Here is a 20,957-nt window from a genome sequence, read left to right as displayed (position 1 = left end):
CCCTATGGGGTTGGCGGCCGCGGCTGGCCTGATTCGGCGGGCCGCTGTGGACTCTATGTCCGGGCAGTGATTCTGGTAATAAGAATAGGCCTGAGGCCGCAGCAGGCGATTGCGAAGATTGCTGGATAAAACATCACTTGCGCAATTTTTGACTTAAGGTGGATACTTTCACGCAATAGTTATGACAAAGGGTAACTTCGTGAGCAAACTCGACCGGTACGACCTGAGCATTTTGGCGGAATTGCAGCGTGACGCACGCATCTCTAACCAGGAACTGGCCGAGCGTATTGGCCTGTCGCCTTCCCCCTGCTCACGCCGTGTCAAACAGCTTGAGGATGACGGCTACATCACCCGTCAGGTGGCGCTACTCGACCGCAAGCTGCTGGGCTTAAGCCTGACGGCCTACGTATTGATCGGCATGGACCGACACACGCCAGAGCGTTTCGAGAATTTTGAAGCCTGTATCCGCAACCTGCCGCAAGTGCTGGAGTGCAGCCTGGTGACCGGCATGGACGCGGACTATCAGTTGAAAGTGGTGGTAGCCGACATGGACCACTACCAAAAACTGCTGCTGGGCGAACTGACCCGCATTGAAGGCGTGACCAGCGTGCGCTCGAGCTTTGTGCTCAATCAGGTACTCAACAGCACCGAGCTGCCGTTGACTCATCTGCGAACCTGACAAACCTGTAGCAGCTGCCGAAGGAACGAGGCTGCGTTCGATGGCGAAGCCATCGTAAGATCAGAGTGCGCGGTATAACTGAAAAATCGCGTGTGCTGATTTTACGACTGCTTCGCAGCCGAACGCAGCCTTCGTTCCTCGGCAGCGGCTACAAGTTATGCGAACCCCTATCACCCTCCAGATCAATATCTGCCCGCACTCACTGGCGTATACTCCCCCGGCCTTTACTCCCGATGACGCTGGAGAACACTGATGGATCCTGCCGTACTTGAAGAATGGATGATGACGATTCTGGTCAGCGTGCTGATCATTTTCATGGCCTTTATCGTCTGGGATCTGGCGAAAAAGTCCAAAGCCGGGCGCTTCGGCTCATTTATTCTGTTTTTCGTACTGGGCCTGGGCGTAGCTGCGTTCATCATCAAAAGCGTGGTCATCGCACTGATCGAGTCCGGCGCGCTATAGCCGCGCAGGCACTTCCTTGTATTGCCCCTGCTCAAGCCCTTCAATCGACCAGTCACCAATGCGTACTCGCACCAGACGCAGGGTCGGCAGCCCTACAGCTGCGGTCATGCGCCGCACCTGACGATTACGCCCTTCGCGAATCACCAGTTCCAGCCACGACGTCGGAATGCTTTTGCGAAAGCGCACGGGCGGATTGCGCGGCCAGAGCTGCGGCTCTTCAAGAGCACGGGCTTGTGCGGGCAGGGTCTTGCCATCATTGAGCTCTACACCGTCGCGCAACTGCTGCAGCTGTTCTGGCGTGGGCTCGCCTTCCACTTGTACCCAGTAGGTCTTGGGCAGCTTGTGCTTGGGATCGGCAATCCGCGCTTGCAACTGGCCATCGTTGGTCAGCAGCAGCAAGCCTTCACTGTCCCTGTCCAGACGCCCGGCCGGGTAAATTCCCGGAATCGGGATAAAGTCCTTGAGCGTCGCCCGCCCACCTTCGTCGCTGAACTGGGTCAGTACATCAAAGGGCTTATTGAATAGATACAGCTTGGGATCAGACGGTGGCGCCTTGGCCACACGGCGACTGGCAGCTTGAGGTGTCGGACTTTTCGATGCCGGACGGCGTGGGGCGGGACGAACAGGACGGGACATGGCAAAAAGGACATCTAACGATCAGGGCCTGTAATGCTAGTGCCCTGATCGCTAAATGACCATGTCTATCAACGGAACGGTGGTTCGTCGAAGCTGCGCAATTTGCGCGAGTGCAGAGAGTTGAGCTGACTGCGCATCAAATCCACGGCGGCAATACCGATTTTCAAGTGCTGGCTCACGGCCCGCTCATAGAAGGCATTGGCCGAACCCGGCAGTTTGATTTCGCTGTGCAGCGGTTTGTCCGATACGCACAGCAACGTGCCATACGGCACACGCAACCGATAACCCTGAGCGGCAATGGTGCCGCTTTCCATATCCACGGCTACGGCACGGGACAGATTGATCAGCGGACGTTCCTGAGCCCAGCGCAGCTCCCAGTTACGATCGTCATAGGTCAGTACGGTGCCGGTGCGCAGGCGCTTTTTCAGCTCATCGCCACGTTCGCCAGTGACCTGTGCGGCAGCTTCCTGCAACGCCAGTTGCACTTCAGCCAAGGCCGGGATCGGAATATTCGGCGGTACAACCCGGTCGAGAATCCCGTCACGACGCATGTATGCGTGGGCCAACACGTAATCGCCGATGGTTTGCGACTGGCGCAGGCCGCCGCAGTGACCAATCATCAGCCAGCAATGCGGACGCAGCACGGCCAGGTGATCGGTGATGTTTTTCGCGTTGGACGGGCCGACACCGATGTTCACCAGAGTCACGCCATGACCATCGTTGGCCTGCAAGTGATACGCCGGCATCTGGTAGCGGTGCCACACCACACCGGCCGCAATGGCCTGGGCCTCGCCGTAGTCCATCGACTTTTCGATGATCACGTTACCCGGCATCACCATGCGCACAAAGCGCGGGTCATCACGCAGTTGCTCAAGGCCATGGAGGATGAACTGGTCAACATAGCGGTGGTAGTTGGTCAGCAGAATCCACGGCTGCACATGGCGCCAGTCACTGCCGGTGTAGTGCACCAGACGGCGCAGCGAAAAGTCGACCCGTGCCGCGTCGAACAGCGCCAGCGGCAACGGATCGGTGTTTTCCCAGTCGTACAGGCCATCGGCAATGCCGTCGGTGGCGGCGGACAAGTCGGTACTCGGGAACACACGCGCCAAGGCCGCAGCGGTCACACCGGAGCCGGCAAGTTCATCGCCTTGTTCAACCACATAGGGGTACGGGATATTTTGCTGGCTGACACCGACCTCCACCTCAACGGTGAAGTCGCGCATCAACGGCACCAACTGCTCCAACAAATAGTTACGGAAGGAGGCGGGATGAGTGACGGTGACGCTGTAGGTTCCCGGCAGTTGGACCTTGGCATAAGCGCGAGTGATAGTCGGCACGTCGCCATGACTACGGTAGGTCAAACGCAGTTCCGGGTAGCGAAACAGTGCGCGTTCCTGTGCAGAGGGTTCAGCTCGATCCTTGAGATAACGCTTGAGCGCCTGACTCAAGGCCGTAGTTGCGCGCTCGTGCAAGGCAGCAAGGCGGTCGACGGCCTCTTCAGCGGTGGAAACGACAATAAAAGCTTCAGTCACGGTAAGCATCCTGTCTTCTGAACGGGCAGGCCTTTATCTTGCCTGCATCGCAAAGCAAAGCACAGCGGCTACAACAACTAGAAACTGCGTAGCAGCTGCCGAGGAACGACGACTGCGTCCGGCGGCGAAGCCGTCGTAAAACCTGAACACTCAATAATTCTGATACACCGAGGCGCTTGATTTGCGACGACTGCGTCGTCGAACGCAGCCGTCGTTCCTCGGCAGCTGCTACGAAACTCTACAGTTATTTCAAATAACCTGAGGGGTTGAGCGAGCAACGATCACCGCCACATTCACCCCCCGTGGCAAGGTGCCATAGACCCGGCCGCTGCCTTGCAGGCGACTGGCGATAAAGGCGTCGCTCACATCGCTATTACCTGCCTCCAGCAGCAGCTTTGCCTGTAGGCCCAAGGCGATGTGTTCAGTCAGTTGCCGCGCACGGTATTGAATGTCATCCGTGTCTTTAAACGCAGCGTGAAGCTGCGCAATGTGCTGCGCCAAATGCCTGTCGCCATGCCCGTCGCCCAATTCGGCAAACAAGGCATCGAGTACGCCCGGTTCCTTGGACAAGGCGCGCAGCACGTCCAGGCACTGCACATTGCCCGAACCCTCCCACGTCGAGTTCACAGGGGCCTCGCGATACAGGCGCGGCAGGATGCTGTCTTCCACATACCCGGCACCGCCCATGCATTCGGCCGCTTCGTTGATCATTGCCGGGGCCCGCTTGCAGATCCAGTACTTGCCCACTGCCGTCACCAGCCTTGAAAACCGGACTTCTTGCGGGTCATCCAGATGGTCCAGCGCGCGGCCCATACGCAAGCTCAGGGCCAGTGCGGCCTCACTTTCCAGAGCGAGGTCGGCCAATACGTTTTGCATCAACGGCTGATCTGCCAACACCCGCCCACCTACAAGACGATGAGCACAGTGATGGCTGGCTTGGGTCAATGCCTGACGCATCAGAGCGCTGGAGCCGACCATGCAATCGAAGCGGGTCATGGCAACCATTTCAATAATCGTCGGTATGCCGCGCCCTTCTTCACCGATCATCCAGGCCAGCGCCCCACGAAACTCGACCTCACTGGAGGCGTTGGAACTGTTGCCCAGTTTGTTTTTCAGGCGCTGGATATAGAGCTCGTTGCGGCTACCGTCCGGGCGATGGCGCGGCAGCAAAAAACAGCTCAGGCCCTTGTCGGTTTGCGCCAAGGTCAAAAAGCCATCGCTCATCGGTGCCGAGCAAAACCATTTGTGCCCCAGCAGTTCATAAGCTTGCCCCGGTCCCTTTGCCCCCACCGGGTAGGCCCGCGTGGTATTGGCCCGCACGTCGGTGCCGCCCTGTTTTTCGGTCATGGCCATGCCGAGGGTGACTCCGGCTTTTTGGCTGATGTCGACATTACGCGGGTCGTATTGGGTGGCAAGAACCTTGGGCAGCCACACCTCGGCAATTTCCGGTTGCAGGCGCAAGGCGGGAACACTGGCAAAGGTCATGGTCAAGGGGCAACCGCTGCCCGCTTCGGCCTGGCTGTGCAGATAGGTCATTGCCGCACGAGCAACATGGGCGCCGGGTTGCGGGTCGGTCCAGGGCAAGGACGGCAAGCCGTGTTCAATCGCGGTGCGCATCAGCTCGTGATAAGCCGGGTGAAACTCCACCAGATCGATCCGATGACCGTAACGGTCATGACTGACAAACTGCGGTTTGTTTTCATTGGCCAAAAAACCCGCAGCCATCAACGGGCCGCCCGCCAGTGCCCCGTAATGATCAATCCGCGGCTGCGCCCAACCGGCTCCAAAATGCTGGCTCCAGTACTGCAACGGCAAGTCGATGCGGAACAGGTTCGCGCCGTCCAGCGACGGCGGTTGATTGGTCACCTGATGGGTTTCAGCGTATTGATGCAGGTTCATTGCGCGAGCTCCAGTGGATCATGCCAATAAGCCAGTGAAGCACGCATCTACGTCTAAACAAGTGGCATAACCGCCTAAAATTCGGCGCCTTTGTCACTTTCTTGCAGCAACAGTCGCTGTGACAAGGTGTGTTGCAGCTCTTCAAAACGCAGCGGTTTGAGCAAGTAATCGGTGATGCCATCAACTTGCTCACGGGCTTGGCGAGCCTGGGCTTCAGAGTCGAACAGCGCCAGCACCGGCAACTGCGCGCACGCAGCCAGAGTCAGCAACTGATTGCCCATCGAGGTGCCCGATACCTGAGCCAGCGGGCACGCCAACAACACCGCATCCACCCGCTCGCGGCGCAGGGTTTCGATCGCCGCCTGCCCAGAGTCAACACTGAGCACGCGGTAACCCAACTTGAGCAACATGCCGCGCACCATTACAGGATTATCGGGATCCTCGACCAGCAGAACGACATACTCACCCGGCGCTCGGCTGAGCACCGAAGCGGTAACCAACTCCGGCAGGGGCTTCGGGGTTTGAGTCACTGAATCAAGCTCCAACAACAGCTGGAACTGGGAGCCCTGCCCCGGCTGCGAATGATGGGTCAAGCGCCCGCCAAGCAGCTCCACCAGGCGTCGGCAAATCGCCAGACCGATGCCCAGGCCACCGTACTCGCGGGTCATGGAGCCATCGACCTGAAAGAAGTGCTGATACAGCTCGGCTTCCTCCTGGTGAACAAAACCGATGCCGCTGTCGATTACATTGAAGGCCAGCGCCCAACGTCCCGATTCTGCGAGCTTGCCGGTGACACGCAAAATCACGCCCCCTTCACAGGTGAACTTGACGGCGTTATCCAGCAAGCACTCAAGGCACTGACGAATTTTCTCGGCATCGCCTACCAATTGATCTGGCAAGTTGCGCGTTATTTCATACGAGAATTCCAGCCCTTTGCCACGTGCAGCTGGCCCGAACTGATCGTCCAGGCCCCGCAGCAGCTCATTCAGACTAAACGGGCGAGGACGCGCAGTCAGGCGACCCGCTTGCAGTTCTGTCAGGGCCAGAATGCCATTGACCATGTGCATCATTTCTCGCGCAGAGCCTTCAGCAGTCTGAGTGTACTGCTCAAGCTCTGGCCCCATGTCCAGGGTTTTGATCAACTCCAGAGAGCCAATCACACCGTTCATCGGGGTGCGCAACTCATGGGTAACGGTCGCCAGAAATTCGTCTTTAAGCTGGTTGGTCCGAGCCAGTTGCTGGTTCATGGCCGCCAGCTTTTGCCCGGACTCTTGCAGCGTGCGCGCCTGCAGGTCGCGCATGGCATTGATACGGTCAGCAAGCGCCAGCGACAGCAGTCCCACTTCAATCGCCGAGCCGATCTGGCTGGCATACATGGTCAGGAACACGTTTGGCAGGTAGCCCAGCACCATCAGCGTATTGACCAGACCACCGAGCAAAAACGCCGACCAGGCAATCACGAAATAGCGCGCAACGCGCAGGCCCCGAACCCAGGCCACCACCCCGGCAGTGAAAATGGTAACGATAAACGCCAGCGCCAGGCCTGTGGCCAGACGCAACGACACGGCATAGCTGGTGGTCAGTGCAAGCACCATGACCAGCGCGCCCACTGCCATCAGCAGTATCAGGGCACGGTCAAGCCAGCGACTGTGGGAAGCGGTGTGCAAAAAGGTACGGGCGAACTGGCAGCCGAAGAACGCCGATGCACCAATTAAAAATGGCGTGGACGCATTGGCCCACCACGGGTTGTTCGGCCAGAAGTACTGCACCGCCGCGCCATTGACCGACAGCTGGTACAAACCGAATGAGGCGATATAGAAGATGTAGTAGAGGTAACTGGTGTCACGCACGCTGAGGTAAATAAACAGATTGTAAACCAGCATCCCCAGCAACACGCCATAGATCAGGCCCAGGATGTAAATCCGCACAGGCTGCTGTTCGAGGTATGACTGAGCAGACCACAGCGTTAATGGCGCCTGAACCGAGCCCTGGCTGGCCAATCGCAGATACACCGTCTGGCGTTGTCCGGGACTGAAGTCGAGTTCAAACAGGTAGTTATTTTCTTTGATCGAGCGACGGTCAAAAGGCAGCGCATCGCCCGTGTGCTCGGCCAGCCGATAGCTACCTGCGGCATCCGCCAGGTACAACTCGATGGAGTCCAGCGGCGGGTAGGCCAGCTCCAGCAGCCAGGTGCGTTGCACTTTCGGGTCTTGCGGCTGGTAGCGCAAATCCACTTTGACCCAGAAGGCCGAGTGCGAATAGCCCTCGTTCAGCGTGCCTTTAGTGTGTGGTTTGAACAGCTCGTCGCGGGCCGTGACATCGGCCAGAGTAGCCTTGCCACCTACGTCTTCGAACACCTGCATCACGCGGCCCAAGGGCAGGCTTTGTGTGGTTTCGTCAAAAGCGACTGCGCTGGCCAGCATCGGTAGCCAGCCCAACAACATCATCAGCAAATAGCGCATACAGCCCCAACGTGGTTCAGTCGATCACGTGTGCAGCCTCATATTCCCTCTGAGACCACGGCGACCGAATGACCTGTTATTAATTTGCAGTCACTTTAACATAGCCATTAATGGCACATACACAGTACGTACAATATCAACTAAAAGGCTCTAGATAGGGCATTACAGCGAAGAACACGAGATTGGCTGGATAACAATTTCGGGGCAATCAAGCACTTATAAACAACATATAGAGCAATACGGACCAAGCGCCCCAAAAAACCGTTTGGTGGTAAGCTCGCGCACCATGAATATCTACAGTTCTCGCCCCGTTGTCCTCTGTCTCTCCGGCCATGACCCCAGTGGTGGTGCCGGCTTGCAGGCAGATATCGAAGCCCTGCTGGCTCAAGGTTGTCACGCCGCCCCGGTAGTGACCGCCCTGACTGTGCAGAACACTGTCAATGTCAGCGATTTCCGCGTGCTGGATCGTGAGTGGGTACTGGCGCAAGCCGATGCCGTGCTCAGCGACTCCACCGTTGCGGCGGTCAAGTTGGGCATGCTCGGCTCACTGGAGATGGTCGACACCGTGGTCGAACTGCTTCAGGCCCACCCGCACCTGCCAATGGTCTGCGACCCCGTGTTGCGCGCGGGCGGTGGCGGACGGCTAGGCAAGGACGAAGTGGGCTACGCCATGCGCGAACGCCTGCTGCCGCTGGCAACCATTGCCACCCCCAACCTTCCCGAAGCCCGCATCCTGGCCGAGCTGCCCGATGGCAGCGCCGATGAGTGCGCAGAAAAACTCCTGCCTTTTTGCCAGCACCTGCTGATCACCGGCGGTCACGGCGATGAACACGAAGTGCATAACCGCTTGTACAGCCGCGACGGTAGCCGCCATACCTTTACCTGCCATCGCTTGCCTGGCAGCTATCACGGCTCGGGCTGTACCCTGGCCAGCGCTTTGGCCGGACGATTGGCCATTGGTGAAGAACTGGTCAGCGCCGTGCAAACCGCGCTTAATTACACGTGGCGTACCCTGCGCGATGCCGAGCAACTAGGGCAAGGCCAATTTGTGCCGCGCCGATTGCCGCTGGACTTCTGCTCGTAACGAATGAGGCATGACCCATGACACTGCGCGGCCTGTACGCAATCACTGATAGCCAATTGCTCGCGGGCAAACTGCTGCCCTTTGTTGAGGCGGCCCTCGATGGTGGCCTGACGCTGTTGCAATATCGCGACAAAAGCAGCGACGACGCCCGCCGCCTGCGCGAAGCCGAAGCCTTGCGCGGTTTGTGCGAGCGCTACAAGGCGCACTTGATCATCAACGACGATGCCGAGCTGGCCGCGCGCCTGGGTGTTGGCGTCCACCTTGGGCAAACCGATGGCCCGTTGACCCCGGCCCGGGCACTGCTTGGGCGCCATGCCATTATTGGTTCGACCTGCCACAGCCAGATTGAGCTGGCCGAGCAGGCCGCCAAGGAAGGCGCCAGTTATGTCGCCTTTGGCCGGTTCTTCAACTCCAGCACCAAACCCGGCGCCCCTACCGCGACCCTGGATGTGCTGGACCAGGCACGGGCTCGTCTCAGCCTGCCAATTTGCGTGATTGGCGGCATAACCCTGGATAACGCCGCGCCACTGGTTGCCCACGGTGCAGATCTGCTGGCCGTGGTACATGGCCTGTTTGGCGCCGAAAGTGCCCAGGAAGTTACTCGACGCGCCAAGGCATTCAACACCTTGCTGTCTATTTAAATACCGAATCCTGATTCAGAGAGAGCCCAGCATGTCTCGTTCCGAAACCCTGTTTGCCAATGCCCAGAAACACATCCCCGGCGGCGTGAACTCGCCTGTGCGTGCTTTCAAGAGCGTGGGCGGCACCCCGCTGTTCTTCAAACATGCCGAAGGCGCCTACGTAACCGACGAAGACAACAAGCGCTATGTGGATTACGTAGGCTCGTGGGGCCCGATGATTTTGGGTCACAGCCATCCAGAGGTACTGGACGCCGTGCGAGCGCAACTGGAGCACGGCTTGTCGTACGGCGCCCCGACCGCCATGGAAACCGAGATGGCCGACCTGGTATGCGCCATTGTGCCGTCGATGGAAATGGTGCGCATGGTCAGCTCCGGCACTGAAGCCACCATGAGCGCTATCCGTCTGGCCCGTGGTTTCACCGGTCGCGACAACATCCTCAAGTTTGAAGGTTGCTACCACGGCCACTCCGACAGCCTGCTGGTCAAGGCCGGTTCCGGCCTGCTGACTCAAGGCGTGCCAAGCTCAGCCGGGGTTCCAGCTGATTTCGCCAAACACACCCTGACCTCTGCGTTCAACGATATCGACGCGGTTGAAAAACTGCTGGGCGAAGTCGGCGACACCGTGGCCTGCATCATCGTCGAGCCGGTGGCCGGCAACATGAACTGTGTACCACCGGCGCCGGGCTTCCTTGAGGGCCTGCGCAGCCTGTGCGACAAGCACGGCGTGGTGCTGATTTTTGACGAAGTGATGACCGGTTTCCGTGTTGCCCTCGGCGGTGCTCAAGCCCACTACGGCGTAACCCCGGACCTGAGCACTTTCGGCAAGATCATTGGCGGTGGCATGCCGGTCGGCTGTTTTGGCGGCAAGCGCGAAATCATGCAGCACATTGCGCCACTGGGCCCGGTCTACCAGGCAGGCACGCTCTCCGGCAACCCGTTGGCAATGGCGGCAGGCTTGACCACCTTGCGCCTGATCAGCCGCCCGGGCTTCCACGCCGAGCTGAGCGACTACACCACACGCTTGCTGGATGGCTTGCAACAACGCGCCGATGCTGCCGGCATTCCATTCGTCACCACCCAGGCTGGCGGCATGTTCGGCCTGTACTTCAGCGGCGCGGATGACATCGTCACCTTCGATGACGTGATGGCCAGCGACGCCAACCTCTTCAAGCGCTTCTTCCATCTGATGCTTGAAGGTGGCGTGTACCTGGCACCAAGTGCCTTTGAAGCCGGTTTCACCTCGATCGCCCACGGCGAAACCGAGCTGCAACTGACCTTGGACGCTGCAGAGCGCGCATTTGCCGCACTGAAGTGACCAACAAAAACGGCAAGGGTTAATGCCCTTGCCGGTTTTTATGCCCGTAATGACCTGATCTTTTACCCCGCCCGTCCAAAATCGTCTTAAATCAATGGATATCGCGGTCACGCAGCAGAAAAACGAGTAAAGACTTTGTAAGGTTGCCTCTGCTTATTTCATAATGCGCGCCTATATATCCCACGGTCGGGTTAACCCGTCTTTCAGAGGTACGTCGATTCCCATGAACCGCACCGGCCGCGCCCTTGCACTGGGCTGCCTGTTGCTCCTACAACCGCTGCTTGTCCAGGCAGGCGGTAACTCGTTGTTGATCCCAGCGATGGGTCGCTGCACCCTCAATACTCAGCCTGAAGACCTCGCCGAGGCGCTTGCGGCATGCGTAGAGGCAGCGAAAACCGGGGATGCAGAAGCCGAATACGAGTTAGGCGAGTTCTATTACGACGGTAAAAACACACCTCGCGACCTGAATCAGGCCCTAAGTTACTTCGAGCAGGCATCGCTGCAAGGCCACGCCATGGCCCAGTTCCAGCTCGGCACCATGTTCTTCAAGGGCGAAGGCGTACCGGCCAATAACATTCAGGCGTATATCGTGCTGAAAATGGCCGCAGTAAACGGCGCCGAAGACGCATTGGACACCGCCGACCTGGTGGCAGAGCAAATGCCTCGTGACCAGCTGGAAACCGCCACCCAGATCCTGGGGCAGATTTTCCGCAAGTACCTGCAAGAACTGCAATCGACCGACGCCCGCTCGCCGTTTTCGCCGTTGCCTTGACTTCAAACCGTGGCTGGCTTGACCGTTTTGACGTGCATATGCCAGATACGCAGTTGCAGTAAAATAAAACCCGTGAACAGGCCTGCACTTTGCAATCTGAGGTAAAAATGGATATCGGCTGCCTCGGAACTGACGAAGTAAATAATTGGCACCAAGACGCTTAACATAACCAGATTCATCATCAATTGAGGCGCAAGGGTATCGCGCAGACCGCGCAAATGGGAGGTACTCAGGGATAAAACCGAACTACTCACCAACAGATAGCCGACTGATATAAAAGCATCACGATTGAACGTAACTATTTTCTCGCCCAACCAAAAGAAAAGAGAATGGCCTACCACTAACAGTGCACAGAGCAGCAGCACAATCAACATCAACAACCCCAACTGACCTTTCCCATAAGAAGTTAAACGTTGCTCGACGTGCCTGCTGACATAAAGACTATGAGCCTGGCAGTACGCAACAACAGGAATCATAAACAGCCCCACCACCGACATATAAACCGATAATTGAGCTACCCGCGCAGACGCTTCTGCCGCCAACCTTTCATTCAATAAATAAAAATACAGCTTCTGCCCTGCCAATCCAAAAGCGATTGGAAAACCCAACCTGATAACATTTCGCACTGTCCGCTTACAATACATCGGACAAAAGTCGAAGTTGCACTTCCATGAAAGCCATAGCAGACAGAGCAGCAACAAGGCTTCACCGAATAAAAAATACCCCATTGCCCAATAAATAAAATTTTCGACACCTGCAGCAAAAGAAGCCAATCCTACATACAAACCCGAACACATCGTGACACCCAATCTTATTATCGAACACACTCGAGCATGTCCATTCGCCTCATGAAAAAAATGGAGAAACGTATTAATGACCAATAACGGTATCGCACCGAGATAAATAACCGCCAACGAATGAACCTTATCAATATTCATTTGGGCTCCCGGCAAATCGGCAATCAACTCGAGTATTACGAAGCCAATCAATAGTGATACCACAGCCATTACTAGTGAAACGCTGAAGCCACCGCGAAACAAATGCGTTTTTTCCTGGTCGTCATCCGAATGCTCCGCGATTAAATTACCCGTCGCCCCCAATGACATTGACAGCATCACGGCCACTACAGAAAAAATCGCCAGTACGTAAGAAATCAACGCCAAGTCACTCGCGTGCTTGTGAGCCACCAAGGCCAGCAAGAGTGTTATCCCGCAATATGGCATGATTCGACTGGTGATGAGAGGTACTAAAGAGCGACGCATGAATCTTTCATAGCGCATCACTTACTCCCCACACAGAAATCATTTTCTTACCAAACTCAACTTCATGCAGCGCCTGCATGACCTCAAACGCTACGTGCAGGTTAACTTCGTCCTCTGCACTTCGCACTCCGAAGTATGGATAGTGATGAAAAAAGTAACCAAATATTTTTTCACAGTCATACTTATACTGCCGAGTGTCCATTATATGATGATGCCACACCTCATCCACCTCAAGTAAAGGAGGGAGAACAGGATACAAGTGAGCATATTTTTTGTTCAAAAAAAGAAAATTCTTGTAATACTGTATCGCAATCTCAACCTCTAAAGGCACCCACTTCCGACACAACAGCCTATCACCCGACATAAGTTTGTTTTTATCAGATTGAAATCCATACCGTTAATATGCGCCACGGCTTCTTCCAAGGTTGGCAGCACCCTATCGCCAACAACAACCTCCATTGAATGAGGAAGTGTTTTAACAATATCACCGTATTTTTTGGCCATAAAAGCCCCTCCATTAAGCTGCCGACATTTAAGCCGGCAGCAACACCTTATTACCAGTTACCATCACCTCCGCCCTGACAATGACCGCCACTTCCATTATTGTTCACAGTGGCAAGCACCTTCATGGCCTCGACAGATAGTTTCTGAGCGGGCTTAACTTGATCTACGGTCGATACTTTACTAGAAGCTTTCATTTCAATATCTCCACATAAATATCAATGGCCAGCCGAATAGCTGACAACAAAAAAATACACCCAAACGAAAAGACAACTCAACAAAAATCCTAGACAGACGAATACCAATTTCTCGCAAGCAATTTCCTACATATACACTCGAAATTTCAAATACAAAACGCACCCAAGCTAAAGAGCTGATTGAACAGCAACTTTGTTAGTAACGGATAGCTCAAACTTATTTATAGACGTGCACGTTGAGCGGATAGAAGCACCCAACGCTATACAAGAGGAGAGGACGCGCTAAAAAGTAGAGACCTTACTTTTCCGGCATCGGAAACGGGAATGGCATTACGTTGCTGACGCCACGGGCTTCGCTGATTTTCGGCGTACCCAAGCGTTCAACCTCGTCGATACGCACAATCGAGTGCATCGGCACAAAGCTGCGCACCACGCCTTCGAATTGAGCTTTGAGTTTTTCTTCGCTCGGGTCGACGACCATTTGCGTACGCTCACCGAAGACGAATTCCTCTACTTCCAGGAAGCCCCACAGATCACTTTGGTAGATCTGCTTGGCGTACATTTCGAACACCTGGCCCTGGTTAAGGAAAATCACCTTGTAGATTGGAGCTTCACGTTTGGTCATGGTGGGCGGGTAAGCATCTGGAGGTATAAAAGAGGGCGCGAACTATAGCATAGCCGTCGGACGCACAATGCTAGGAAGCAACGGCTATGACCCCTATAATGCGCGGTTCTTTGAATCACTTGATGAACACCCATGGCCAAGAAGCTTTACATCGAAACCCACGGTTGCCAGATGAATGAGTACGACAGCTCGCGCATGGTCGACCTGCTGGGTGAACATCAGGCCCTGGAAGTCACGGCGCGCGCCGAAGACGCTGATGTCATCCTGCTTAATACCTGCTCGATCCGTGAGCGAGCCCAGGACCGCGTGTACTCGCAACTGGGCCGCTGGCGTGAGCTGAAATTGGCCAACCCCGACATGGTGATTGCCGTGGGCGGCTGTGTTGCCAGCCAGGAAGGTGCGGCGATCCGTGATCGCGCCCCTTACGTGGACGTGGTTTTCGGCCCGCAGACCCTGCACCGCCTACCGGAAATGATCAACGCTGCTCGCCTCACCAAGCTGCCGCAGGTCGATGTGTCGTTCCCTGAAATCGAAAAGTTCGACCATCTGCCAGAACCGCGTATCGATGGCCCAAGTGCCTATGTCTCGGTGATGGAAGGTTGCAGCAAGTACTGCACGTTCTGCGTGGTGCCTTACACCCGCGGCGAAGAAGTCAGCCGCCCGTTTGATGACGTATTGGCCGAGGTGATTCACCTGGCTGAAAACGGCGTGCGCGAAGTCACCCTGCTGGGCCAGAACGTAAACGGCTATCGCGGTCTGACCGAAGGCGGCCGTCTGGCGGATCTGGCCGAGCTGATTCGGGTAGTGGCCGCAATCGACGGCATCGAGCGCATCCGTTACACCACCTCTCACCCGCTGGAGTTCTCCGACAGCCTGATCCAGGCTCACGCTGAGGTTCCGGAGCTGGTCAAGCACCTGCACTTGCCGGTGCAATCGGGCTCGGACCGCATCCTGTCGGCGATGAAGCGCAACCACACGGCTCTGGAATACAAATCCAAGCTACGTAAACTGCGCGCGGCCGTACCGGGCATCTGCATCAGTTCCGACTTCATTGTCGGTTTCCCTGGCGAGACCGAAAAAGACTTCGAACAGACCATGAAGCTGATCGAAGACGTGGGCTTCGACTTTTCCTACTCGTTTGTCTACAGCCAGCGCCCGGGCACCCCAGCAGCAGATTTGGCTGACGACACGCCAGAAGAGCGCAAAAAAGAGCGTTTGAACGCGCTGCAACATCGCCTCAACCAGCAGGGTTTTGAGATCAGTCGCCAAATGGTCGGCTCCATCCAGCGGATTCTGGTGACGGACTACTCGAAGAAAGACCCTGGCGAACTGCAGGGCCGCACCGAGAACAACCGCATCGTTAACTTCCGCTGCGACAACCCGCAGCTGATCGGGCAATTCGCCGACGTACACATTGATGCAGCCCAACCGCACTCGTTACGTGGATCGTTGCTGAACTGACAGACAACCTGTAGCCGCTGCCGAAGGCTGCGATGGGATAGCCTTCAAGGCCTTGGCCCACTTCGTGGGCTATCGCAACCTACGGCAGCGGCTACAGGTTTTATGTCGCATCAGTAAGTCCTTTCACCCATGACCTGCTAGCGTTATCCTTGATTTCATCTCAATTGCCTAAGGGCGGCTAAATACGACCTTGAACGCACCCATCGAACCACATCGTTTTCTTCTCGAGCCATTTGAGGCTCGCCGTTTCGCCAATCTGTGCGGACAATTCGACGAGCATTTGCGCCTGATCGAACAACGCCTGACGATCGAAATCCGCAATCGCGGTAACCAGTTCGAACTGATCGGCGACCCAAAAACCACCTCTTCAGCAGAACACCTGCTGCGCCGCCTGTACCGCGAAGCCAAGGCTTCCGAGCTTTCGCCGGACATGGTGCATCTATTCCTGCAGGAATCTGCCGTAGAAGATCTCGCCAGTAACCCGGTGGCTGAAGCCAGCGTTTCGCTGCGTACCAAAAAGGGCATGATTCGCCCTCGCGGTATCAACCAGCAACGCTACGTCAAAGAGATTTTGGGCAACGACATCAATTTCGGGATTGGCCCAGCGGGTACGGGTAAAACCTATCTGGCCGTGGCCTGCGCCGTTGATGCACTGGAACGCGAGCAAATCCGCCGCATCCTGCTGGTACGCCCGGCGGTAGAAGCTGGCGAAAAGCTCGGTTTCCTGCCCGGCGATCTGTCGCAAAAAATCGACCCATACCTGCGCCCGCTCTACGACGCGCTGTATGAAATGCTGGGCTTCGAGTACGTGGCCAAGCTGATCGAGCGCCAAGTGATCGAAGTTGCACCGCTGGCTTATATGCGCGGTCGCACGCTGAACAACAGCTTTATTATTCTCGACGAAAGCCAGAACACCACCGTCGAGCAAATGAAGATGTTCCTGACCCGTATCGGCTTTGGCTCCACCGCCGTGATCACCGGTGACATCACCCAGATTGACCTGCCAAAAGGCACCAAGTCCGGCCTGAACCATGTCATCGAAGTGCTCAAGGATGTACCGGGCATCAGCTTTACCCACTTCCAGTCCAAAGACGTCGTGCGCCACCCGCTGGTGCAGCGCATCGTAGAAGCCTATGGCCGCTACGAACAGGAAGCCGCAGACAAGCTGGCCGCACTGCCCGCTGCAAAGGATTACCGTCACGATGCTTGAGCTTGACCTGCAACTGGCCACCGAGGCCAAAGCCCCCAGCGAAGACCAGTTCCGCCAATGGTGCGAACTGGCTCTGCGGCAGCGCACCGCCGATTCGGAAATGACCATTCGTCTGGTAGACGAGGCCGAAGGTCGTGAGTTGAATCACACCTGGCGCCAGAAAGACTACGCCACCAACGTGCTGTCCTTCCCGGCTGATGTGCCCGACGAATTTCTGGATATCCCGTTGCTGGGCGATCTGGTTATTTGCGTAGCAGTGGTTGAACGCGAAGCCGCTGAACAAGGCAAAAGCCTTGAGGCCCACTGGGCCCATCTGGTGATTCACGGCTGCTTGCATCTTCTGGGTTACGACCATATAGAAGATGAAGAAGCCGAAGAAATGGAAGCACTGGAACGAACGTTGCTTGCAGAACTGGGTCATCCTGATCCGTATGCAGACGACGAAACTTGATACACCCACTGAAACTACCAAGGGATACGAGTAAATCGCTATGAGCGAAGACCGATCGAGCAACGGGCAAAAGTCATGGTTAGGTAAGCTGACCCAGGCCTTTGCCCATGAGCCGAAAAACCGCCAGGAGCTACTTGAGCTGCTGCGCGAAGCACACCAGAACAAACTATTGGACAGTGAAGCGCTGGCCATCGTCGAAGGCGCCATTCAAGTGGCTGACCTGCAAGTACGGGACATCATGGTTCCGCGCTCGCAGATGATCAGCATCAAGGCGACCCAGACCCCCCGTGAATTTCTCCCGGCGATCATTGATGCCGCGCACTCGCGCTACCCGGTGATCGGCGAAAGCCACGACGACGTCCTGGGCGTCCTGCTGGCCAAAGACCTGCTGCCGCTGATCCTTCAAGAGAACGGCGACAAGTACAACATCAAGGATTTGCTGCGTCCGGCGACTTTTGTCCCTGAGTCCAAGCGCCTTAACGTGTTGTTGCGTGAGTTCCGCGCCAACCACAACCACATGGCCATCGTGATTGACGAATACGGCGGCGTGGCGGGTCTGGTGACGATTGAAGACGTTCTGGAACAGATCGTCGGCGATATCGAAGACGAGCACGATGTCGAAGAAGACAGCTACATCAAGCCGCTGCCCAGCGGTGATTTCCTGATCAAGGCTCTGACCCCGATCGAAAATTTCAACGAGTTCTTCGATACTGAATTCTCCGACGATGAATTCGACACCGTTGGCGGCTTGGTCATGAGCGCGTTCGGGCACTTGCCAAAACGCAACGAAATCACTGAAATCGGCCCATACCGCTTCCGCATTCTGAATGCTGACAGTCGCCGGATTCACTTGATCCGCCTGACGCCTATTGCCCGCTAAACCTCAACACCAAGGATTGAAATGCGCTGGATAACCTCCCCCGGCTGGCCCGGTAACTTGCTGGCTGTGGTGGCCGGCGCACTGACAACCCTGGCGTTGGCACCTTTCGACATCTGGCCAATAGCACTCGTTGCCTTGGCCGTGTTCTACCTCGGCTTGCGCGACCTGACTCCCAAACAGGCATTGGGTCGTGGCTGGTGTTTCGGCTTCGGCCTGTTTGGCGCTGGCACCAGCTGGATCTACTACAGCATTCACCATTTCGGCGGCGCGTCCGTGATGCTGGCCGGACTGCTGATGCTGGTGTTCACGGCAGCGATTGCCTGGTTCTTTGCCCTGCCCGCCTGGTTGTGGGCGCGCTGGATCCGCCGTAACGAAGCCCCGCTGGCCGACGCACTGGCGTTTGCTGCCCTATGGGTCGCCCAGGAAGCCTTCCGCGGCTGGTTCCTCACCGGTTTCCCGTGGCTGTACTCCGGCTACAGCCAGCTCGACGGCCCACTGGCCGGGCTCGCACCATTGGGTGGCATGTGGCTGATCTCGTTCACTCTGGCCCTGACCGTAGCCCTTCTGTGCAACCTGCCACGCTTGATCAAGACCCGACGTAAAGCCTTTGTCGTGGCTGGCGTAGTGTTGCTGCTCGGTCCTTGGTGCATTGGCTTGGCGCTCAAGCACCATGCCTGGACCAGCCCTTCGGGTGACCCACTAAGCGTGGCTGCGATCCAGGGCAATATCGAACAAAGCATGAAATGGGATCCGGCGCAGCTCAATGCGCAGTTGGCCCTGTACCGCGACATGACCTTCAGTTCCAAACGTGCCGATCTGATCGTTTGGCCCGAAACGGCTATCCCGGTGCTCAAAGAAAATGCCGAAGGGTTTTTGACCATGATGGGCCGGTTTGCCGCTGATCGAAATTCAGCGTTGATTACCGGTGTACCGATCCGCCAGGAAGTGCGTCACGAGTCGCGATTCTTCAACGGTATTACAGCCGTCGGTGAAGGCGATGGCATTTACCTGAAGCAGAAACTGGTGCCATTTGGCGAATACGTACCGCTTCAGGATGTTCTGCGCGGTGTGATCGCATTCTTTGATCTGCCGATGTCCGACTTTGCCCGCGGCCCGGCCGAGCAAGCCATGCTGCAAGCCAAGGGTTATCAGATCGCACCACTTATTTGCTATGAAGTGGTGTACCCGGACTTTGTGGCCAGCCTTGCTGCCCAGAGCGACATTTTGCTGACCATTAGCAACGACACCTGGTTCGGCACCTCGATTGGCCCGTTGCAGCACTTGCAGATGGCGCAAATGCGCGCCCTGGAAGCCGGGCGCTGGATGATCCGGGCGACCAACAACGGCGTGACTGCGCTGATCAACCCGTTCGGGCAAATCACCACGCAAATCCCGCAGTTCGAGCAAGGCATCATGTATGGCGAAGTAGTGCCCATGCACAACCTCACGCCTTACCTGCAATGGCGCTCGTGGCCGCTGATCATCCTGTGCAGCCTGCTCATTGGCTGGGCACTGATCACCAGCCGGATTGCCAAGACGGTTTAGTGCTCACATAACCCGCTGCTCACAAGCCATTGTGGGGGGCGGGCCTGCTCGCGAACGCATCACTGACCGCAGCGTTTGCATCGCGAGCAGGCAGGTTACTCCCCTCAATTACCGATAAAACAACGGGTAGGAAATCTGCCCCACTGCCTCGTTGATCAGTAACCCGGACTGCCAGAACGACTTGTATTCGGGCATCCAGCCCCCCAGCGGGCGCGCATTGTCGGCACTCAAGAACCCGACAGGTGCGGGCACCACCTCAAAACCGGCCTTTTCGAAGCACCAAACTGAACGCGACATATGCCAGCCGTGAGTCACCACGACCACGCGCTTGATACCCAGCGGCAACAGAATGTCGGCTGTCATTTTGGCGTTTTCCCACGTGGTCCGGCTTTTCTCTTCTTTCCAGCGCACTTGCACATCAAAGTCATCACGCAGCGAATCCGCCATCAACTGCGCTTCGCTAGGTGGCGTACCGTAATGCAATCCACCTGTGGTCAATACCGGCAGGCCTGATGCCTTGGCCAGGCGGGCTGCATAGCGCTGGCGCTCCAGGCCGATGCCTGTCGGCTGATCACTGCCCCAAGCCGGATCACCCCGCTCACGCCCTGAGCCCAGCACCACGATCGCGTCAGCGCGCCCGGCCAGCGTCGACCACTCGCTCTGAGCCAGCGCGGGCTCTCGCTCGAGCAAGCGGGCGCTCCACTCCACCATGATCGGCAAACTCATCAACCAAAGCCCGCCCACCCCTAGGGCAAACAGTACGCCCGCCAAACGCGGGCGTGAACGCCGCAGCCACCAGGCGAGTACCAGGAGCAGCAAAAGAATTCCGGGAGGTAAAAGAAGTTGTTTCAAAAAATATCGAATAGGCATCGGACATCTCCAAAGATGCCCGAAGCCTAAGTGGGTTGAGTGACCGCATCAACAGCGCTGGTTAGAAACTCAAACACAATCGCCTTATGCATCAACCCGGGGTGTACCTCTGATTAATACGATTTTCACTGAAGGGCCGGTTTGAATCACCGGGTGACCCTTCCCCCCTGCACCCTGTCCTTGAGCCAGATGACCTTGGCTTTATAAGGGGCATCCTGTTGGTTCATGCTGCCTTGCGAGCGTTCTACAGCCTCACGCCCGATCCGGTTCAAATAGATGTTGATCAACTCCAGTTCGGCACGACTCAAGCCTCGCAACTCCAACTCGACAGGACGTTCATCACGTAATTGGACAGCCGTCTTTGCTGAATCAAGAGCCACACTCAAACGATCGATCAGCCGCTCATACACTTGCGATGTTGCTACGCTGCGTTGCAACTCTGCCATCCGTTCACCTCATTTAAGGAAATCAAT

Annotated in this window: 21 protein-coding genes; 11 read left to right on the top strand and 10 right to left on the bottom strand. The window is 56.6% G+C overall.

The genetic code is table 11. From position 1 onward, the window contains the following. The first annotated feature begins 181 nt into the window (after positions 1-181). Both V6L79_RS06210 and V6L79_RS06205 read left to right on the top strand, forming a co-directional pair. Complete coding sequence (locus tag V6L79_RS06210) at positions 182-679, top strand: Lrp/AsnC family transcriptional regulator (RefSeq protein WP_261740826.1); 498 nt, start codon at positions 182-184, stop codon at positions 677-679. 252 nt (positions 680-931) lie between these two features. Beyond that, positions 932-1,141: a DUF2788 domain-containing protein gene (locus V6L79_RS06205; protein WP_261740825.1), complete on the top strand. Its 210-nt coding sequence runs from the start codon at positions 932-934 to the stop codon at positions 1,139-1,141. Here the strand turns inward: V6L79_RS06205 and V6L79_RS06200 are convergent. The 4 genes from V6L79_RS06200 to V6L79_RS06185 form a co-directional block, all read right to left on the bottom strand. After that, complete coding sequence (locus V6L79_RS06200) at positions 1,136-1,702, bottom strand: pseudouridine synthase (protein ID WP_261742364.1); 567 nt, start codon at positions 1,700-1,702, stop codon at positions 1,136-1,138. The two genes, V6L79_RS06205 and V6L79_RS06200, sit on opposite strands and share 6 nt — an antisense overlap. A 143-nt stretch (positions 1,703-1,845) precedes the next feature. Next, positions 1,846-3,318: an AMP nucleosidase gene (gene amn, locus V6L79_RS06195; RefSeq protein WP_261740824.1), complete on the bottom strand. Its 1,473-nt coding sequence runs from the start codon at positions 3,316-3,318 to the stop codon at positions 1,846-1,848. 240 nt (positions 3,319-3,558) lie between these two features. Further along, the gene (locus tag V6L79_RS06190) at positions 3,559-5,208 is read right to left on the bottom strand and encodes an acyl-CoA dehydrogenase family protein (RefSeq protein ID WP_261740823.1); all 1,650 of its coding nucleotides are present in this window, start codon (positions 5,206-5,208) and stop codon (positions 3,559-3,561) included. Between the two features lie 74 nt (positions 5,209-5,282). Beyond that, a complete protein-coding gene (locus V6L79_RS06185; RefSeq protein ID WP_338579935.1) occupies positions 5,283-7,670 on the bottom strand; it encodes a 7TM diverse intracellular signaling domain-containing protein in 2,388 nt (795 codons plus the stop codon). A 286-nt stretch (positions 7,671-7,956) separates the two neighbouring features. Between V6L79_RS06185 and V6L79_RS06180 the strand changes: the two genes are divergently transcribed. The 4 genes from V6L79_RS06180 (at position 7,957) to V6L79_RS06165 (ending at position 11,482) form a co-directional block, all read left to right on the top strand. Beyond that, the gene (locus tag V6L79_RS06180; protein WP_261740821.1) at positions 7,957-8,754 is read left to right on the top strand and encodes a hydroxymethylpyrimidine/phosphomethylpyrimidine kinase; all 798 of its coding nucleotides are present in this window, start codon (positions 7,957-7,959) and stop codon (positions 8,752-8,754) included. Between the two features lie 17 nt (positions 8,755-8,771). Next, positions 8,772-9,395: a thiamine phosphate synthase gene (thiE, locus tag V6L79_RS06175; protein ID WP_261740820.1), complete on the top strand. Its 624-nt coding sequence runs from the start codon at positions 8,772-8,774 to the stop codon at positions 9,393-9,395. Positions 9,396-9,426: 31 nt separating this feature from the next. Further along, positions 9,427-10,710, top strand: a complete 1,284-nt coding sequence (gene hemL, locus V6L79_RS06170) for a glutamate-1-semialdehyde 2,1-aminomutase (RefSeq protein ID WP_261740819.1) — start codon at positions 9,427-9,429, stop codon at positions 10,708-10,710. A 223-nt stretch (positions 10,711-10,933) separates the two neighbouring features. Then, the gene (locus V6L79_RS06165) at positions 10,934-11,482 is read left to right on the top strand and encodes a tetratricopeptide repeat protein (protein WP_261740818.1); all 549 of its coding nucleotides are present in this window, start codon (positions 10,934-10,936) and stop codon (positions 11,480-11,482) included. Between the two features lie 2 nt (positions 11,483-11,484). Here the strand turns inward: V6L79_RS06165 and V6L79_RS06160 are convergent, their stop codons facing one another. The 4 genes from V6L79_RS06160 to V6L79_RS06145 all read right to left on the bottom strand — a co-directional run bounded on the left by V6L79_RS06160 (position 11,485) and on the right by V6L79_RS06145 (position 14,067). Further along, positions 11,485-12,744, bottom strand: coding sequence for a hypothetical protein (locus V6L79_RS06160; RefSeq protein ID WP_338579934.1), 1,260 nt, complete (start codon positions 12,742-12,744; stop codon positions 11,485-11,487). A 7-nt stretch (positions 12,745-12,751) separates the two neighbouring features. After that, on the bottom strand, positions 12,752-13,024 hold the full coding sequence (locus V6L79_RS06155) for a hypothetical protein (RefSeq protein WP_338579933.1): 273 nt from the start codon (positions 13,022-13,024) through the stop codon (positions 12,752-12,754). A 41-nt stretch (positions 13,025-13,065) separates the two neighbouring features. Beyond that, positions 13,066-13,248 (bottom strand): hypothetical protein, encoded by a 183-nt coding sequence (locus V6L79_RS06150; RefSeq protein ID WP_338579932.1) that lies wholly within the window; start codon positions 13,246-13,248, stop codon positions 13,066-13,068. 492 nt (positions 13,249-13,740) lie between these two features. Then, positions 13,741-14,067: a DUF1820 family protein gene (locus V6L79_RS06145; protein ID WP_019411970.1), complete on the bottom strand. Its 327-nt coding sequence runs from the start codon at positions 14,065-14,067 to the stop codon at positions 13,741-13,743. Positions 14,068-14,199: 132 nt separating this feature from the next. Between V6L79_RS06145 and miaB the strand changes: the two genes are divergently transcribed. The 5 genes from miaB (at position 14,200) to lnt (ending at position 19,614) form a co-directional block, all read left to right on the top strand. Next, positions 14,200-15,528: a tRNA (N6-isopentenyl adenosine(37)-C2)-methylthiotransferase MiaB gene (gene miaB / locus V6L79_RS06140; protein WP_261740815.1), complete on the top strand. Its 1,329-nt coding sequence runs from the start codon at positions 14,200-14,202 to the stop codon at positions 15,526-15,528. Between the two features lie 190 nt (positions 15,529-15,718). Beyond that, complete coding sequence (locus V6L79_RS06135; protein ID WP_261740814.1) at positions 15,719-16,738, top strand: PhoH family protein; 1,020 nt, start codon at positions 15,719-15,721, stop codon at positions 16,736-16,738. After that, on the top strand, positions 16,731-17,189 hold the full coding sequence (ybeY, locus tag V6L79_RS06130) for an rRNA maturation RNase YbeY (RefSeq protein ID WP_261740813.1): 459 nt from the start codon (positions 16,731-16,733) through the stop codon (positions 17,187-17,189). The genes V6L79_RS06135 and ybeY overlap by 8 nt, the downstream gene beginning before the upstream one ends. A 40-nt stretch (positions 17,190-17,229) precedes the next feature. Next, on the top strand, positions 17,230-18,069 hold the full coding sequence (locus V6L79_RS06125) for an HlyC/CorC family transporter (RefSeq protein WP_169873169.1): 840 nt from the start codon (positions 17,230-17,232) through the stop codon (positions 18,067-18,069). A gap of 21 nt (positions 18,070-18,090) precedes the next feature. Beyond that, the gene (gene lnt / locus V6L79_RS06120; RefSeq protein WP_261740812.1) at positions 18,091-19,614 is read left to right on the top strand and encodes an apolipoprotein N-acyltransferase; all 1,524 of its coding nucleotides are present in this window, start codon (positions 18,091-18,093) and stop codon (positions 19,612-19,614) included. Between the two features lie 108 nt (positions 19,615-19,722). On the opposite strand, the gene V6L79_RS06115 is transcribed toward lnt, so the two are convergent. Beyond that, the gene (locus V6L79_RS06115; RefSeq protein WP_261740811.1) at positions 19,723-20,484 is read right to left on the bottom strand and encodes a YdcF family protein; all 762 of its coding nucleotides are present in this window, start codon (positions 20,482-20,484) and stop codon (positions 19,723-19,725) included. A gap of 146 nt (positions 20,485-20,630) precedes the next feature. Then, positions 20,631-20,930, bottom strand: coding sequence for a hypothetical protein (locus V6L79_RS06110; RefSeq protein WP_261740810.1), 300 nt, complete (start codon positions 20,928-20,930; stop codon positions 20,631-20,633). Between the last annotated feature and the right edge of the window lie 27 nt (positions 20,931-20,957).

The sequence above is a fragment of the Pseudomonas sp. ML2-2023-6 genome (genome assembly GCF_037055265.1).
Taxonomy (GTDB): Bacteria; Pseudomonadota; Gammaproteobacteria; order Pseudomonadales; family Pseudomonadaceae; genus Aquipseudomonas; species Aquipseudomonas kulmbachensis.
Note: the sequence above shows the minus strand (reverse complement) of the source record. Positions and strands in the feature narration are given on the sequence as shown.